Annotated in this window: 15 protein-coding genes; 9 read left to right on the top strand and 6 right to left on the bottom strand. The window is 41.2% G+C overall.

Annotated features, from left to right (window positions below):
- The first annotated feature begins 206 nt into the window (after positions 1-206).
- The 8 genes from R7F67_RS15905 (at position 207) to R7F67_RS15870 (ending at position 8,926) form a co-directional block, all read left to right on the top strand.
- Positions 207-1,763, top strand: coding sequence for a Re/Si-specific NAD(P)(+) transhydrogenase subunit alpha (locus R7F67_RS15905; protein WP_053307698.1), 1,557 nt, complete (start codon positions 207-209; stop codon positions 1,761-1,763).
- Positions 1,764-1,771: 8 nt separating this feature from the next.
- Positions 1,772-3,148 (top strand): Re/Si-specific NAD(P)(+) transhydrogenase subunit beta, encoded by a 1,377-nt coding sequence (pntB, locus tag R7F67_RS15900; RefSeq protein WP_005376248.1) that lies wholly within the window; start codon positions 1,772-1,774, stop codon positions 3,146-3,148.
- 155 nt (positions 3,149-3,303) lie between these two features.
- The gene (gene vxrA, locus R7F67_RS15895) at positions 3,304-4,758 is read left to right on the top strand and encodes a sensor histidine kinase VxrA (protein WP_025767766.1); all 1,455 of its coding nucleotides are present in this window, start codon (positions 3,304-3,306) and stop codon (positions 4,756-4,758) included.
- Positions 4,733-5,395, top strand: coding sequence for a response regulator transcription factor VxrB (gene vxrB / locus R7F67_RS15890; protein ID WP_005376251.1), 663 nt, complete (start codon positions 4,733-4,735; stop codon positions 5,393-5,395). The genes vxrA and vxrB overlap by 26 nt, the downstream gene beginning before the upstream one ends.
- A gap of 6 nt (positions 5,396-5,401) precedes the next feature.
- Positions 5,402-6,283, top strand: a complete 882-nt coding sequence (locus R7F67_RS15885) for a DUF2861 family protein (RefSeq protein ID WP_005388048.1) — start codon at positions 5,402-5,404, stop codon at positions 6,281-6,283.
- 60 nt (positions 6,284-6,343) lie between these two features.
- Positions 6,344-7,465 (top strand): conjugal transfer protein TraF, encoded by a 1,122-nt coding sequence (locus R7F67_RS15880; RefSeq protein WP_064354789.1) that lies wholly within the window; start codon positions 6,344-6,346, stop codon positions 7,463-7,465.
- 41 nt (positions 7,466-7,506) lie between these two features.
- Entirely contained in the window at positions 7,507-7,668 is a 162-nt protein-coding gene (locus R7F67_RS15875) for a YoaH family protein (RefSeq protein ID WP_005376257.1), read from the top strand.
- Between the two features lie 868 nt (positions 7,669-8,536).
- Positions 8,537-8,926 carry a universal stress protein gene (locus R7F67_RS15870; RefSeq protein ID WP_017634770.1) on the top strand — a complete coding sequence of 130 codons (390 nt, stop codon included), beginning with the start codon at positions 8,537-8,539 and terminating at the stop codon, positions 8,924-8,926.
- Between the two features lie 91 nt (positions 8,927-9,017).
- Here the strand turns inward: R7F67_RS15870 and R7F67_RS15865 are convergent, their stop codons facing one another.
- From R7F67_RS15865 to R7F67_RS15840, 6 genes are all read right to left on the bottom strand, one after another.
- Positions 9,018-9,230: a hypothetical protein gene (locus R7F67_RS15865; protein ID WP_005376260.1), complete on the bottom strand. Its 213-nt coding sequence runs from the start codon at positions 9,228-9,230 to the stop codon at positions 9,018-9,020.
- Positions 9,231-9,526: 296 nt separating this feature from the next.
- A complete protein-coding gene (locus tag R7F67_RS15860) occupies positions 9,527-10,366 on the bottom strand; it encodes a LysR family transcriptional regulator (RefSeq protein ID WP_025998628.1) in 840 nt (279 codons plus the stop codon).
- 1,120 nt (positions 10,367-11,486) lie between these two features.
- Positions 11,487-11,798, bottom strand: coding sequence for a stress response translation initiation inhibitor YciH (gene yciH / locus R7F67_RS15855; RefSeq protein WP_005376292.1), 312 nt, complete (start codon positions 11,796-11,798; stop codon positions 11,487-11,489).
- A gap of 1 nt (position 11,799) precedes the next feature.
- Positions 11,800-12,186: a DUF3319 domain-containing protein gene (locus R7F67_RS15850; RefSeq protein ID WP_005376294.1), complete on the bottom strand. Its 387-nt coding sequence runs from the start codon at positions 12,184-12,186 to the stop codon at positions 11,800-11,802.
- 128 nt (positions 12,187-12,314) lie between these two features.
- Positions 12,315-13,304, bottom strand: a complete 990-nt coding sequence (locus R7F67_RS15845) for a D-alanine--D-alanine ligase (protein WP_017821896.1) — start codon at positions 13,302-13,304, stop codon at positions 12,315-12,317.
- Positions 13,305-13,453: 149 nt separating this feature from the next.
- Positions 13,454-14,023 (bottom strand): SPOR domain-containing protein, encoded by a 570-nt coding sequence (locus R7F67_RS15840; RefSeq protein ID WP_005390018.1) that lies wholly within the window; start codon positions 14,021-14,023, stop codon positions 13,454-13,456.
- A 236-nt stretch (positions 14,024-14,259) separates the two neighbouring features.
- Here R7F67_RS15840 and R7F67_RS15835 point away from each other — a divergent pair, with 236 nt between their 5' ends.
- Positions 14,260-16,893 (top strand): bifunctional acetate--CoA ligase family protein/GNAT family N-acetyltransferase, encoded by a 2,634-nt coding sequence (locus R7F67_RS15835; RefSeq protein ID WP_017634151.1) that lies wholly within the window; start codon positions 14,260-14,262, stop codon positions 16,891-16,893.
- The last annotated feature ends 66 nt before the right edge of the window (positions 16,894-16,959 follow it).

Genomic DNA, 16,959 nt, shown 5'->3' with positions numbered 1-16,959 from the left:
TTGAAGTAATGAGACGCGTTCGATACAAACAGAATAATAACAGGGCTGTTAGTCAAGGTGTTATTGTGCAAATGGGTGTCCCCAAACATCATCTTTCGTTTGCAATTGTCTTGCGTGGTAAACAGATAGAAATAAAAAAGAATTAGAGTAGAGCGACGCTCTGTTTTGGGACTAATTTATTGATATGTATACAAGGAGTATGCGTTTTGCAAATCGGTGTACCTAAAGAGATACTCGCGGGTGAATCGCGAGTGGCTGCATCGCCGAAGTCGGTTGAGCAGTTAATAAAATTGGGATTCGATGTCGCGATTGAATCCCAAGCGGGGGTGCTAGCGAGTTTCGATGATGCCGCTTATGAAGCAGCTGGTGCGAAAATCGTTTCTAGTGAAGAAGTTTGGGCATCTGGCCTTATTTTAAAAGTTAATGCGCCAATTGTGGATGATGAGCAAGGCATTGACGAAATTGCGTTACTGCAAGATGGAACAACACTGGTTAGCTTTATTTGGCCGGCTCAAAATGCTGAGTTGATGGAACAACTTTCAAGTAAGAACATTAACGTTCTTGCCATGGATTCCGTTCCTCGTATCTCACGTGCACAAGCCTTAGACGCGCTATCTTCGATGGCTAATATCGCTGGTTATCGTGCAGTGGTTGAGGCAGCTCATGAGTTTGGTCGTTTCTTTACAGGTCAAATTACGGCTGCCGGTAAAGTACCTCCAGCGAAAGTATTGGTTGCGGGTGCTGGCGTCGCTGGCTTGGCGGCTATCGGTGCTGCAGGTAGCTTAGGTGCTATTGTCCGTGCGTTTGACGTTCGCCCAGAAGTAAAAGAGCAAGTTGAATCGATGGGCGCTGAGTTCCTGACCGTTGACTTTCAAGAAGAGTCAGGCTCTGGGGATGGCTACGCAAAAGAAATGTCTGATGACTTCAACAAAAAAGCGGCAGAGTTATACGCAGAGCAAGCTAAAGATGTTGATATCATTATTACGACCGCGCTCATCCCTGGTAAACCTGCGCCGAAGTTGATCACCAAAGAAATGGTCGACAGCATGAAAGCGGGCAGCGTAATTGTCGACTTGGCAGCTGCTAATGGCGGTAACTGTGAATATACAGTGAAAGACCAAGTTATCATGACGGATAACGGCGTAAAAATTGTTGGTTACACTGACATGGTTGGTCGTTTGCCAACACAATCTTCTCAGCTTTACGCGACAAACCTTGTTAACCTTCTAAAACTGCTGTGTAAAGAGAAAGATGGCAACATCAATATTGATTTTGAAGATGTTGTTATCCGTGGCGTTACCGTGGTGAAAGAAGGTGAAGTTACTTGGCCAGCGCCACCAATTCAGGTTTCAGCTCAGCCGCAAGTGAAACAAGAACAGCCTGTGAAGCCAGAGCCTAAAGTAGAAGAACCTACGTCTCCAACGAAGAAAATTATTGGTGTGGCAGCGGCTGTTGGAGCCTTTGCATGGGTAGCATCGGTTGCTCCGGCAGCGTTTCTTTCTCACTTTACTGTATTTGTTCTAGCGTGTGTTGTCGGATACTACGTAGTATGGAATGTTACCCATGCACTTCATACTCCACTAATGTCAGTAACGAATGCTATCTCTGGCATTATTGTCGTTGGTGCATTACTGCAAATTGGACAAGGTAATGGCGTCGTTTCATTCCTATCTTTTATTGCCGTATTGATCGCGAGTATCAATATCTTCGGTGGTTTCACCGTCACCAAGCGTATGCTTGAAATGTTCCGCAAAGATAAATAGGAGTCACAATGTCTGCAGGATTAGTACAAGCAGCTTACATTGTTGCTGCATTATTTTTCATCATGAGTTTGGCGGGGCTTTCAAAGCAAGAGTCTGCTCGTAATGGTAACTACTACGGTATCGCTGGTATGACGATCGCGCTAATAGCGACGATCTTTAGCCCAGATGCGCAAGGTTTTGGTTGGATCATTATCGCGATGGCGATAGGTGGTGCGATCGGTATTTTCTATGCGAAGAAAGTAGAAATGACCGAGATGCCAGAACTGGTTGCGATTCTACACAGTTTTGTAGGTTTAGCTGCGGTTTTAGTTGGCTACAACAGCTACCTAGATGCGCCAGAAGCAGCAACACATGCTGAGCATGTTATCCACCTTGTAGAAGTATTCTTGGGTGTGTTCATCGGTGCCGTAACTTTCACCGGTTCAATTGTCGCATTTGGTAAGCTGCGTGGTGTGATTTCTTCGTCGCCACTTAATCTGCCTCATAAGCACAAAATGAACCTCGCAGCGGTTGTTATTTCTACGCTTCTTATGATCTACTTCGTAAAAGCAGATGGCAGCATGTTCGCTCTTATTGTGATGACTTTGATCGCGTTCGCATTCGGCTACCATTTAGTCGCTTCAATCGGTGGTGCAGATATGCCAGTTGTTGTCTCTATGTTGAACTCATACTCAGGTTGGGCAGCAGCGGCAGCAGGTTTCATGCTAGCAAATGATCTATTGATTGTAACAGGTGCTTTGGTAGGTTCATCAGGTGCGATTCTTTCTTACATCATGTGTAAAGCAATGAACCGTTCGTTTATCAGTGTTATTGCCGGTGGTTTTGGTCAAGAGATAGTGATTTCAGGTGACGAAGAGCAGGGCGAATATCGTGAAACAACGGCTGAAGAAGTTGCAGAGATGTTGAAGAACTCAAAATCAGTAATCATCACTCCAGGATATGGCATGGCAGTAGCTCAGGCACAATACCCTGTTCATGAAATTACTGATGTACTTCGTTCACAAGGTATTGAAGTTCGCTTTGGGATTCACCCAGTAGCGGGTCGTCTACCGGGGCATATGAATGTGTTACTCGCTGAAGCAAAAGTACCGTATGATATCGTTCTTGAAATGGATGAAATCAATGATGACTTTGCAGAAACCGATACCGTATTGGTTATCGGTGCTAACGATACGGTCAACCCAGCCGCACTGGAAGATCCGAACAGCCCAATCGCTGGTATGCCCGTATTGGAGGTATGGAACGCGAAAAACGTAGTGGTATTCAAGCGCTCAATGAATACTGGTTACGCAGGAGTACAGAACCCACTGTTCTTCAAAGAAAATACATCAATGCTATTTGGTGATGCGAAAGAAAGTGTTGAGTCTATTTTTAAAGCACTTTAACCATTCTTGATTTAAAACTATACAGGGTCAGCAATCGCTGGCCCTTTTTTGTTCCGTTTCAATGTTATAGTAATGCAAATCCTTCTGTTAGCAGATGTCAATTGCTTGTAGATTGATGTATAGTTTTGGCTAATGTAACAAGTGACGGTAACAGTTTGATTAAAAAGTTTTTGCTCGGTTTTGCAACTGTATTGCCGCTTTTTTCGGCACCTGCATTTTCCGATTCACTACCAGAAAGAATAGATACGTTTACAGAGCTATTTAACTATGAAGTAGCTCTTAAGTCGTACGATATTCGTATTCTGCAATCAAATTATCCTACCAAGTTACTTGCGCCAGATTCGCTTCTGCCGCAAACGTCTGACTATCCGTTAAAAGATATCCAACAGCTTTACAGCTTGGCGAATACTTGTCGTGGCAAATTACCATTAAGTCCTTTAATTACTGAGCCTTTAGTATTTACAAGGGCGATTTGTAAAGGGACGCAGCTGACACCTCGTTGGTTCTCGCGTAGTGGTCTCATTCACCCTGGTGGTGGGACGTATGCGGCACGTTATGTGGATAAGTATCCAGAACTCAAACCCAAACTATCTCAGTACATGCATATAAAAGAGCGTGATAACGAGGAAGGGGATGAGTTGCTAGAAAGCTTGAAAAACATGGATGACGACGCCATTAATGCTTTGATTGCAGGCGCGAGCATGTTTATTGAAGGTAACGAACTTTGGTTAAGACGTGGTGACCGTTACTTTGTTTTCGAGAAAGATATCTGGCAAGAGAACGTAGCGAATGCGGGTCTGTCATACGCTCTAGCGTCTCAAAGCAAAAGTTGCTTTGTTAAACGAGGTAATATTTGTTGGGATGTAGAAGATCACTCGCAAGTTTTGCGGATCAGTATGATCATACTGGTAATCGCCAATATTCTTTTGGTGATTGGTTGGGCGGTGTACCGTTGGAATAGTAAGCGAGAAGAACTACGTAGTAGAATGCTCGTGTTGCAAATTTTAACGCATGAGCTCAGAACACCGATTGCATCTCTGTCACTAACGGTTGAGGGCTTTCGTCGAGAGTTCGAGCATTTGCCTGAAAGTGTGTATGACGAATTCCGCAGATTGTGTGAAGATACGCGCCGCCTGCGTCAATTGGCAGAAGCGAGTAAAGATTATTTGCAATCTGATAACCAAATGCTTGCAACAGACTGGGTACCATCCGTTGCAGATTGGTTAGAATTTAAGATCGAAGAAGAATTTGATAGTGCCGTGCTTTTTAACATCAATGAAGATGTGGCTGCTAAAGTTAATGTGTACTGGTTAGGAACTTGTATCGATAACTTGCTTCGTAATGCGCTTAAGTACGGTGTCGCACCGGTTGAATTGGATGTCTCAACTAGTGAAGAAAAAATAGTATTCCAAGTCCGAGATGCAGGAGGCCTAACGGCTAAAGATTGGGCAAATTTGAAGAAACCGTTCGTAAGTAAGAGCGGGTTAGGACTTGGATTAACAATCGTTGAATCTATGGTAGGCCGCATGGGCGGAAAAATGTCCTTAATGGGACCACCTACAACTTTTATATTGGAGATACCTTGTGAAACAGACACTGCTTCTCGTTGAGGACGATAAAAACTTGGCTGACGGCCTGTTAGTAAGCCTGGAACAAGCAGGATATGAGTGTTTACATGTGGAGCGTATTGCAGACGTAGAGCCACAATGGAAAAAAGCTGACTTGGTAATTCTCGATCGCCAACTCCCAGATGGTGACTCTGTACAATGTCTCCCAGAATGGAAACAGATTAAAGACGTACCAGTTATCTTGTTAACGGCACTTGTTACCGTAAAAGATAAAGTTGCAGGCCTTGATTCCGGCGCGAACGACTACTTAACAAAGCCTTTTGCTGAGGCGGAGCTTTTTGCGAGAATCCGTGCACAGCTACGAGCACCGGATTCAGCAGAACAAAGCAACGCTGATAAAGTGATTACAAAAGACTTAGAGATTGACCGCTCGACTCGTGAAGTGACTTATAAAGACGAGCTAATTACGCTTACTCGAACAGAGTTTGATTTGCTGCTATTTTTGGCGTCAAACTTAGGTCGCGTGTTTACTCGTGATGAGCTGCTTGACCACGTTTGGGGTTACAATCACTTCCCGACAACACGTACGGTTGATACACATGTACTACAGCTTCGTCAAAAACTGCCAGGACTGGAAATTGAAACACTTCGTGGTGTTGGCTACAAGATGAAAGCATAAGTCGTAATGAAAATACTACTCCCTGTAGTTGTCTCATTAGCGTTAGTGAAACCAGTCCATGCGATGGACTGGTTTCAAACTAACACGCCTTTAACACAGGCACATCAACACTTACTTGAAGATGATCTTGCGGGTATGTTCAACTCTCTTGTTGAACTCTGGCAAACGGAACCAAGTAAAGATTTGACTCCTCACCTTAATGATCTTCTTGGTCAGTCACTATCTAAAAACTGTGGCAAGGCTCTCACTGGTGTAACGCTGCCTGATTGGATAAGTGGTGTGAACGTTATTCGTCAGACTATTCAAAGCCCTGGGCGAGATACATTTAGATTGGTGATCAAGCTAAGAGCTACAACTGACATCGAAAATATTTCATTTAATCGATGGGTGGATGATTCTATATCCGCGGACAGTTCATTCAGCTATGAACAACAGCCGAACGGGACAGAACTTGCCAACGAGCGTAGTTACTCGAAACGCTATAACTTAACAGGCAAGCTTGAAGCTGGTTTATATCACTTAACCGTTGTTTCTACTGATAAACAAGAGTATCGAACTTGGGTAATACTTGGAGATTCAAACTCTTCTCAATATGTTCGTTGGACATCTAAAGAGAATTGGAAAGTAGAAAAGAGCGCACTTCGTAATCCCCATTGTCCATTACCGCAACTTGAAGTTGGTTTGTATGACTACATTGATGGCCAGTACGAGCAAATGTGGAAAAAGACTTATGAGTCTAACTATCCAAATTCATTGGAGCTAGCGGGTGTCCCAAACGATAGATACGTATTGGCGGTAAGTATCAATAGTCGCCGTTGGCAGGGCGATATAATTGTTGAGCAGGCTCAAACTATTAGCCGAACCTATGATCTTTCCCAGGAAGAATAGTTAAAGAAATACTACTTGTGCCGATAAAGGTTCAGGACGAACTAAAATCACAAGTGTAGTATGAAAAACAAATATAAAATTCTTGCCACTTCTGTTGCTACTATTCTTTTCGCTAATGCTGCCTCTGCTGCTACTTATGCGATAGAGGCTCGTAGTGATGCAATGGGTGGCGTTGGTACCGTATCAGCAACTTATCTAACTGCGCCTTTTTTCAACCCCGCTCTTACTGCGATTTATCGTCGAAATGACGATGCAGGCATGATCGTGCCAAGTTTTGGTGGCAGCTACGATGATCAATATGATCTAGTTGATGAGATCGAACGCATCAGCAAATTAACAGACGTCGATGAAATCAAAAAATCGATGGATGCTATCGATGGGAAAAAGACAGACTTTGATCTTGGTGGTGTCGTTGCCATTGGTATCCCCAACAAATTCTTATCTGCAACTGCATACGGTAAGCTATACACTGAATCATTCGTACAACCAAATGTTGATACCTTAGGTACTAATCCATTAGATGATAGCTATGTACAAGGTGTTTCTATTGGCGTGGCTGAAGCTGGTATTTCACTTGCTAAATACACTAATTTCATGAACCAACACCTTTCTTTTGGTGTTACTCCTAAACTTCAGCGTATATACACGTACTCATACGCCACGAGTTTTCAGAATTTTGATACTAAAGACTTACGTGAAAATGAGACCGCGGAAACGATGTTTAACTTAGACGCAGGCGCACTTTGGTTCTTTGGCCCATATCGTCTCGGTATTTCAGCAAAAAATTTGATTGGAAGAGACGTTAAAACAAAATCATTCCAGTATGGCAGTGATACGATAAAATCATACGAATATAGCATGCGTCCTGTATACACTGTTGGGGCTGGGATTGTTGCCGATTACTTTACGATGAGTGTTGACTACGATCTCAACGAAGAAAAACGTTTTTCATCCTTTGATGATAATACGCAAATGATTCGAGCTGGTATTGAATTTGATATTTTGCGTCAAATGGCATTACGAGCAGGGTATATGAAGAACTTAGCTCGAAGTAATGACGAAGGAACCATGACTGCTGGTATCGGGTTGTCTCCACTTAAGTTGTTCGAATTGGATATCGCAGCTCAGTACACAAACGAGAACGCTATGGGGGCATCCATTAATTTCCTTGCTACCTATTAATTGAATCGTTATAGTCAGCTCCTCAAAATGAGGAGCTTTTTATGTTTGACGATTTACCCCCTCTATCTCACCAAGAGCAACAACAAGCTGTAGAGAGAATTCAAGAATTGATGGCGAAGGGCACAAGTACTGCAGAAGCTATCAAAATTGTTGCAGAACGGATTCGATCTGAGTACGCAGAAAAACAACAGCAACAAAACTAATCAATTCATGGACAGGGCATACGCCCTGTTTTTTTGCCTTTCTATTTTCTATTCCTTTACATTCCCAAACACCACCCTGGTTACGCTGTAACTACAATTTACTATACCTATATGATTTTAATCTTGTTCAATTACCTTTAAGACTAAATAGTGAGTTGGTAAAATTTTACCTCATTATGTTAACCTTGGTTTGCATAGTGCAGGTAATTAGACATTTTTTAAAGAACTTATAAATTAAACTCTATTATATCAATTGTTTACCTCGGTCTTTTAATCTGCCAACCATATTGGTCGCGATTGATCTTGTAATTTAATTACAAAGCCCAAGAGAGCTTCGTTCTCAGACAGAAGATTATGCTAAAAAAAAAGAGACACCGTAACTTATAACGATAATTAAACTAGAGTTATTAAATAAGCGATATAAGAACAGTAAGCACTCGCAGACATATGTAATAGATGAATCGAAATTCATCTTATTGAGCTGCTTTTTTAGCCGAAATACGTCTCCTGGATTTGAGCGGAGCGTTACATATTGAATATGCTTAATCTAAAGTAGTTTTACTAAACTAGGCGACGTTGAAGTGGGTAATATGAATCCTCAAGAGTAGTAGAAATCAAGAGCAGTAACGCGCATTACAACGTAACGTTTCCTGGCATCCTTCCTGTTAAATAGTCCGATAATTAGAGAAGAAATTGGAAAAACATCGTTTATCTTTGGATGAGAGGAAGCAACAAGGTTGCAATGAAAACTATTTGCCTGTTTTAAACTAAACTCCTTTAACTATCATGTAGCAGTAGTTTTGATGTTGTGTTCGCTCTATGTGGACTAGACTTAATATGAGAACAAAAACTAACCTAGGGAGGAATGATGGGTTATAAGCACGTTTTGGTTGCTGTCGACTTATCTCAATCTAGCCAAGCCGTTATCGAAAAAGCAATAATGCAAGCAGATAACTCAAGCAGCAAACTCTCATTTGTTTACGTAGATGTTGATCGGATAGTCATGGAAGCGAAGGAAGAGCAAGAATTGGAAAGAAGGCTGCAAGAGCTCGCTGATAAATGCTTATACCCAGTAAACGAGACTATGGTAGTAATCGGCGATCTTCATATAAAACTATCGGGAATCGTCAAAAAAGAGGGGATAGATTTAGTTGTCTGTGGCCATCATCACAACTTATTGAGTCGCTTTTTTTCATCGATACCAAAGGTTGTGAACGAGGTTGAAGCTGATTTATTAATCGTCTATTTAGATGAGTGATCGACAACTCTTGTTCGCACTCATCATTTTTTTGTCACTAAAAAGCCGAACATAAACGTTCGGCTTGGTATATCGGTGAGAATAAAAGTTTTTAGCCAGGAATGATTGATGCCTCATGAGATAAAACAGATGCAGACTCCGCGTTTGACTGCAGATCAAAATGTACGTTAACTTGCACGCCTTCTCGCTCAAAAGTGACATCATCAAAATCGGTCATAGCGATTTTGAATCCATTTCTAGCAAAAAAGCCAGTCACCATAGTTCGCTGCTTAATTTCTAATGCAGACGCGAGTAGCTTATCCATGGCATTCTCCTTGGTTATTGTGGGGATATGGGTAGAAGATACACATAGATTGGTATGAAATCAATTTTATATAAAGTTGCTTTTGATGAAAATTTTAATGTAAGTCAATCTATCGTTTACCCCACGTGATTTATTCCACGCAAAACCTTGATAACAAGACGGCAGAGCACCTCACATTGTGATAGCAAGCATAAAGATGGGGGTGTTAATAAATACCGCCGAAACAATATGTTACAAAGATTAGCGTTAGGCCTAGTTGAGTAGACAACGCAAAATTCTAAATCTGAACAACCGCCCTAAAATGACTCACTCTTCAATACTTGTGATAACTCAGACCTAATAAAAGTAGATATCTCAGCTAGCTTTCTTGGCAAAGGGTTTTGATAAGGGTAGGCAATATACATGGAACGTTCTATATCAAAAGTTTGCGATATTCGGATGTTTTTGTCTATATAGTTACTTTTAATAAGATAGTTTGGAATGACACCAACCCCAACTCCCTCAGAAACAAAGTTTATTAAAATAGAGGTGTTATCAACTTCGATAACATCAGTATATTGATTTTTAATTGATTCCTTATTCGAATGATGTTTGTAGATTAATAGTGTTTTGTTGTTGGCATTACTTACCCTAGATATCAAAACATCACTATAATCACCAATTTTATGTGCAATAAGAGTGTCATCAATAACATTATTAAGCCTAATCGCTAAATCTACATTGCTTTCTAATAAATTTTCTACATTGTTACTTGACGATATTTCAAAATCAACTTTTGGATATCGTTCTTGTAAGTCTTTAAGAACAGAACCAAAAATAGAAGAGGCTATAGAGTTGGGCATTGTGATTTTAAACTTTCCATCAATGCATTCACTCAACGAGCTAGCTCTGTAATTTAACTCGTGCAAACTCTCTAACGTCTTGATAGCAAGCTCTCTAATGCTTTCGCCATGATCAGTTAAAACGAGTTTCCTTGTTGTCCTGTGGACGAGTGTTACACCAAGTTGTTTTTCTAATGCTGCTAGCTGCCTGCTGACTTGAGCTTTCGACTTTCCAAGTTCTTTTGATGCCTCTGTAAGAGAGAGGTGTTTACAAATGGCTGCAAAGCAGATCAACTCATTGTTCATCAATTCCATGATTGTTACCTTTTTGCAACTCTGAGTCACGTTGTCTTTTAACTGGTGGGAAAGTATAACTTGCTTCATCGGAGGGGGACAATGATATTTAAAAGCCGCCATGAAATAAAGGCAGACTACTATCTTAATAAAATCATATTGGATATTAAGTTAAACCGATATCCTAAAGAAATTAACTCAATCGGATTAAATATAGAAAATAAAGATTTAAAAATAAAGAATTTGTCTCGTGAAATTACTAAGTTGGATTCGGTTGATTTAATTGTTGATTGTGCATCATTGATAATGACTCATTACATATCGAAAAAAAGTAATAATAAAAGTTGAAATTGATTTTTTAAATTATAAAGTTAAACGTGTAAGGATATTAAAATATGAAGACTGCAATACAAAATTCGAAAAGATCTGTTTATCAGAAAGATACATTGTATAGAATAATAAATAATATTAGTACTTTGTATACCAAATCACTAGTAAAATTATTTGGTGAAGAGTTGAGAATCCATCATTGCAAACATAAGATTAATGTAAGAACCACTAACGAGTTGAGTGAACATATGAAGAAAGATCTAGGTATAGATTGAAAAGTAGAGAGTTTACATCTGTTAGATTCCTTGTTCCTATAAAGATAATCTAGTACTTACACGTTAGGGTTAAGCAAACGCGTATCCATGTTGACTCATATTGAATGAGCAAGATGCAAAACCAACGTGCATGGTGTCGGACGTAACCAAAGATACAGTTCAAGTGGTCGCTGTGGTGGAATCGAAGTTCATGGCCCATACAAGACAGCTGATGAAGCTTGCAAGGAAGCAAAAGCCAAATACGGTGTAACTAAACTGACTTCACCAATGCTAATCTTCTAACCCTTAAGTTCGCATTATATGTGTTATGTTAAATTGTATGTCGTCGTACGCTAAATGCTGTCTGAGTATGCTCCTATTCCCCTGCAGATTTTAAATTTAAGGGCCTTACTGTGAGCATTAAACATAATCGTTATTTACCATAAAATAGCTAATATCGATCTATCAATCTACGATTGCTTGCCCTTCAATTAGCAACTTATAAAAAATGGCGTCTATTTCTTTAGACGCCATTTTTGTTTACTGGAAATATTAAATTAGCCACCGGCTAATTTGACTGTCATGCCTTTCTTTTCAAGATGTGCCTTGATCTTGTCTCTAGCATCACCTTGAATCTCGATATTGCCATCTTTTACAGAGCCACCACAGCCACAGACTTTTTTGAGCTCTGCCGCTAATAACTTTAAAGGTGCATCATCCAAGTCTAAACCTGTAACAATGCATACGCCTTTACCTTTACGGCCTTTCGTTTGGCGCTGAATCCGAACAACACCATCGCCTTTAGGGCGAGATACTTTTTCTTCTTCCGGTTTAATTCGACCGGTTTCTGTTGAATATACCAGAGTCATTCTATTGTTTCTTTTGTTGTTGAGCTTGCATCGCTTTTTGCTTTGCAACCAAATAAGCTTCGATATGGCGTTGAATAGCGGCTTTACTGCCCTTAATCAGTTTACCATTAAACATACAGTACCAAGAGTTAGGTTGGCCTGTATCGTTTTGAATAGTATAGCCGTTAAAGACCTCTGATTTTGCAACACCAGTTTGCTGCACTCTTTGTCCGAGTGAAGCAAACTCTTTGGGATCAATAATCGATGCGGTGTCACACCACCAATCAATGCTTTTCTTTACCGCCGTCAAACTGCCCTGTAAAACGTGGTTCTTGATTTTAACCTTCCAAACACTGCCATCTGATCCGACTGACTGCAGGTTAAAACCTCTATAATTTGAAATCGCCATACCACTGAGTCATCTGTTTAATGCGTTGATATAATCATAATTGCTACTGAGCAATATTCAAATACGGCTTGAATAATCCTTGCTCTAGAAAACAACTTGTATCATAAAACGCGTCTCGATAACGTTAATCACTTTGCACTGTTTATACAATCTTCCAAGAACTCATGAAATTTGTGCCCGTTGTTTTGAAGCATTTTAGGGAACATTGAGATCGGAGTCATTCCTGGAAATGTGTTTACTTCGTTTAAGTAAATCTCATCATCTTCCGTTAGGAAAAAGTCGATACGAGATAAATGACGAAGATTCATTTGTTTAAATACCGTCTCTGACGCGTGTTGGATGGAATCTAATTGTACTTGAGTTAGATTCTTCGCCTCAACTTCTGTGAGCGAGTGACTTGAACTGCTGTACTTTTCATCGTACGAGTAAAAAGCACCATCAGGCGCGATGACCTCGCCTGGCTTAGTGATATGTAGTTGGCCATTCATCTCATATGCAGCAACTTCAAGTTCTCGAGGTTTTACTGCTTTCTCAACCAACACTTGGTCAGAAAACCCAAAAGCATCATTTACTGCATTAGAAAGCTTGTCTTTTTCTGTGACACTGTAACAGCCAACGGAAGAGCCTTGGCGAGCGGCTTTAACAAAAACTTTTCCCCACTTTTCAAAGGCTTTATGAGCTTGAACGTGAGCTTCTTCATCGTTTCGCGTTAAGAATAAGTATGGCGTATTGGGTATGCCGATAGCGTCGTACCAAAGCTTAGATGTGATTTTATTGAAACTATTGCTACTCGCTTCTGGCCCGCAGCCAAGATAAGGAATACCTGCGATTTCAAACAGAGATTGAATGTCGCCTGTTTCGCCAGGAAAACCATGTATACAAGGCACGATGAAATCAATGGTTTGATTAGATTCACTTGAGCACAACTGCTTGGTATTGAGATCCAGGTAAACCAACTCACCTTGGTTGGTCATCCAACCTTCGTTTTTTATTTCTACGCGTGTAACGTGAACGTCTTCAATAAGATTTAGTTGTTGTTCGACAAAGTTTGCAGACAATAATGAAATCTCGTGCTCAGAAGAGCCACCGCCGCATAGTAAAAGAATATTTTTAATCATGAATCCATCTTTCCGTGACCTACAAAAGATACTATTTATTATGATAAACCTTTGAAGTGTGACGTACAGTAATTTTAATGTGAGGAATGTTGTTCGAATAGGATTTGAGCAAATAAATAAGGGAGCTATTCGCTCCCTTATTTTATGTGTTAATTTAATTTGTTAAGCGTTGGGTAAGCTGAGTTTTTGATTGCATCAATGCTTTTAACAAATGGCCTTAACTGCTGAAATTGAGCTGGCAAAGTCGAAATCGCTTGCTTGGCTTCTGCGCTTGTTGCGTAGTCTCCGTATAAAACTGAGAACCACTTAGTACCGTTTACAACTTTGTAGTTTTCCCAAATTGGCTGACCGTTCTGTGGCAGCTTATTTGCAAACTGATCGACTTTAGCTTGGCTACCCACAGCTGCGACTTGAATGGTATAGCCGAATCGTTGAATGCCAGCTTGCTTTTTACTTGGTGGTACGATCTTAACTGGCTTCGCCTGCTCTTTTGGCGTTAGCTTGACTACTTTCTTTTCTTCAGGCTTTGCCGTCATTTTCACAACAGTTGGTTGTACGTCTTTTTCTACTACAGCGTTTTCAGACGCCATAATTGGTTTAGAGATACGATCTGATTTGTAGTCCTCTCGGTAACTTTCTGAGGTCACATCCGTGATGTAAGTTTCAGATGCACAAGCAGAAAGCAGAACTGACAAGCCGATGATTGCGATTTTTTTCATGAAGTAACAAATGCTCTGGATAAATATTACGATAAATCATGCCGATAGCAGGGCCGTTTATCAAGCATCAAATACAATAATCTGTGATTTTGATGTGATGAATAACACAAACTCCATAAGCATCGTACACATTTTCTGCAATGTCTGGTCTGAAGATGTTTTATCAGTAAATTATTCGTTTATGATTGATATGAAACCGAGAAGCCAACGTGACTTACAAACGGCTAGGAGTCAGCATGAATAAACTAAATAAACTCTTTAAACCCAACTCTGTGGCCGTTATTGGGGCATCTCAAAAAGCATTGCGAGCAGGACATGTTGTGATGCGCAACCTTCTACAAAGTGGATTTGGTGGCGCGATTATGCCAGTAACGCCGCGATATAAAGCCGTATCTGGCGTGATCGCTTACCCTGATGTAGCTTCCCTGCCCTATACGCCAGATATTGCAATTTTGTGTACGAACGTTTCACGTAACGAGCAATTGCTTAAAGAGCTAGATGAGAGAGGCACACCGTTTGCGATTGTTATCTCTGATGACCCTAAGCCTTTAGATATCTCATCATTGAACATTCGAGTTTTAGGCCCAAACAGCTTAGGTATCATTCTTCCTTGGCACAATTTTAACTGCACGTTTTCCCCTGTCGCAGCTAAACCCGGAAAAATTGCTTTCATCTCACAATCCGCGGCGGTTTGTACCACGGTTTTAGACTGGGCAAATGATAAGAACATTGGTTTTTCTTCGTTCATTTCAATTGGGCGTGGACAGGATATCGATTTTGCAGATTTGCTCGACTATTTGAGTATGGATGGAAACACAGAAGCTATTCTGCTTTATGTTGATAATATCCAAGACGCTCGCCGATTTATGTCTGCTGCGCGAGCCGCTTCACGTAACCGACGTATATTGGTGCTAAAAGCGGGCCGCTCTAAAGAGATGAATACTTTTAAGCAGCAAGACGGAGATACACTTGACGTAATTTACGATTCTGCTATTCGCAGAACTGGTATGTTACGAGTCAGCAATACGCATGAGCTTTTTGCCGCGGTTGAAACACTCACGCATTCTGTGCCACTTCGTGGAGAGCGTTTAGCGATCATCACCAATGGCGGCGGCCCTGCTGTTATGTCCGTTGATACTTTGATTGAACGTGGTGGCCAACTCGCAACGCTTGATGACGCTTCCATTGAGCAATTACAAGCAGTACTTCCATCCAACTGGCGTGCTCGAAATCCAATTGATCTGTCTGGTGACGCAACCCAAAAACGCTATATTGATACCATTAACGCACTGATGAATAACGACTGTGCAGATGCGATATTGATTATGCATAGTCCTTCTGCTGTTTCTGATCCTCTTGAAACTGCTCAAGCCGTTATTAATGCAATCAAATCTCACCCTCGGCATAAGCATTTTAATATCTTGACCAACTGGTCAGGAGAACAAACGTCGAGAGAAGCGCGACTGGCCTTTACTCAAGCAGGCATTCCAACCTATAGAACACCTGAAAGTGCGGTTGTAGCATACATGCACTTGGTCGAATACAGACGAAACCAGAAACAACTAATGGAAACGCCAACGACGGCAGAGCCATTACATTCAGGAAGTGTGAGTTCAGCAAAAGAATGGGTAAACGAACGACTACTGGATAAAAACACAGTCTCCTTAGATACGCATCAAACTAGCCCATTATTTAAGCTGTTCGGGTTTAACGTTTTGCCGACGTGGATTGCATCTGACGACATTGAAGCCGTTCATATGGCAGAAAATATTGGATATCCTGTTGCGGTTAAATTGCGTTCTCCAGACATTCCTCATAAATCTGATGTTCACGGTGTCGCTCTAAATTTAAGAAACAGTCGAGAAGTTTCCAACGCAGCGCTATCCATTTTAGATACCGTAAAGCTCAGCTACCCTTCCGCCAATGTACATGGGCTGTTGGTACAAGGGATGGCAAAGCTCGGCAGCGCTGAAGAGCTACGGATTAGTATTGCAGTAGATAAAGTCTTTGGACCAGTGATCTTGCTTGGTCAAGGCGGCTCTGAGTGGAATATCGCCCAAGATGCCGTCGCTGCACTTCCTCCTTTGAACATGACGCTTGCGCGCTACCTTGTCGTTGTTGCCCTAAAGTCTGGAAAGATTCGCCTGCAGAAACACAAAGATGCGCTCGATATTACTGAGTTGTCGAAGTTCTTGGTTCGTATCTCCCAAATGGCAGTTGAGTTACCAGAAATACAAAAACTGGATATCCATCCAGTGCTAGTGTCCGGAAGCGATTTAACTATCCTTGATGCAGATGTCACACTGTGTAAGTACGAAGGAGACGCCCAAAAACGGCTAGCGATTCGCCCTTTCCCGGCAGAGTTTGTCGAAACGGTGACGCTTCGAGATGGCCAACCTATCCTGCTTCGCCCTATCTTGCCTGAGGATGAGCCGCTGCATGCTCAATTCATTAATAGCGTATCGAAAGAAGATCTCTATAAGCGTTTCTTTTCTGAAGTTGGAGAGTTCAACCATGAGGCTTTGGCAAACTTTACTCAAATAGACTACGACCGCGAAATGGCGTTTGTTGCGGTAGCGTTTAATACTGACGGACCGTCTATCATAGGGGTAGCCCGCGCATTGATTACACCAGACAATAGTGACGCTGAGTTTGCTATTTTGGTTCGTTCAGATTTGAAAGGAAAAGGTTTAGGCAAAGTGCTGATGCAGAAAATAATCAGCTATTGCAAAATTAAAGGCACAAAGCAAATGTCTGGAATGACCATGCCAACAAACAGAGGAATGTTGATGTTGGCTCAGAACTTGGGGTTTGAGATCGATGTCCAGTTTGCAGACGGTACGGCAGATATGGTGCTCCCTTTAAATTGAAAAGCGCAGCATTAGCGATGACTTTTACTTCTTACATTCGATAATCAATGGGAATCTAAGAAGTAA

The organism is Vibrio sp. YT-17 (genome assembly GCF_033337375.1).
GTDB lineage: Bacteria > Pseudomonadota > Gammaproteobacteria > Enterobacterales > Vibrionaceae > Vibrio > Vibrio alginolyticus.
The sequence above is the reverse complement of the archived record's forward strand: the minus strand, read 5'-3'. Positions and strand labels throughout refer to the sequence as shown.

Coding starts and splice junctions, on each gene's coding strand:
- pntB (WP_005376248.1), top strand. CDS start 1,772: ATGTCTGCAGGATTAGTACAAGCAGCTTACATTGTTGCTGCATTATTT.
- R7F67_RS15885 (WP_005388048.1), top strand. CDS start 5,402: ATGAAAATACTACTCCCTGTAGTTGTCTCATTAGCGTTAGTGAAACCA.
- R7F67_RS15880 (WP_064354789.1), top strand. CDS start 6,344: ATGAAAAACAAATATAAAATTCTTGCCACTTCTGTTGCTACTATTCTT.
- R7F67_RS15875 (WP_005376257.1), top strand. CDS start 7,507: ATGTTTGACGATTTACCCCCTCTATCTCACCAAGAGCAACAACAAGCT.
- R7F67_RS15870 (WP_017634770.1), top strand. CDS start 8,537: ATGGGTTATAAGCACGTTTTGGTTGCTGTCGACTTATCTCAATCTAGC.
- R7F67_RS15865 (WP_005376260.1), bottom strand. CDS start 9,230: ATGGATAAGCTACTCGCGTCTGCATTAGAAATTAAGCAGCGAACTATG.
- R7F67_RS15860 (WP_025998628.1), bottom strand. CDS start 10,366: ATGGAATTGATGAACAATGAGTTGATCTGCTTTGCAGCCATTTGTAAA.
- yciH (WP_005376292.1), bottom strand. CDS start 11,798: ATGACTCTGGTATATTCAACAGAAACCGGTCGAATTAAACCGGAAGAA.
- R7F67_RS15850 (WP_005376294.1), bottom strand. CDS start 12,186: ATGGCGATTTCAAATTATAGAGGTTTTAACCTGCAGTCAGTCGGATCA.
- R7F67_RS15845 (WP_017821896.1), bottom strand. CDS start 13,304: ATGATTAAAAATATTCTTTTACTATGCGGCGGTGGCTCTTCTGAGCAC.
- R7F67_RS15840 (WP_005390018.1), bottom strand. CDS start 14,023: ATGAAAAAAATCGCAATCATCGGCTTGTCAGTTCTGCTTTCTGCTTGT.
- R7F67_RS15835 (WP_017634151.1), top strand. CDS start 14,260: ATGAATAAACTAAATAAACTCTTTAAACCCAACTCTGTGGCCGTTATT.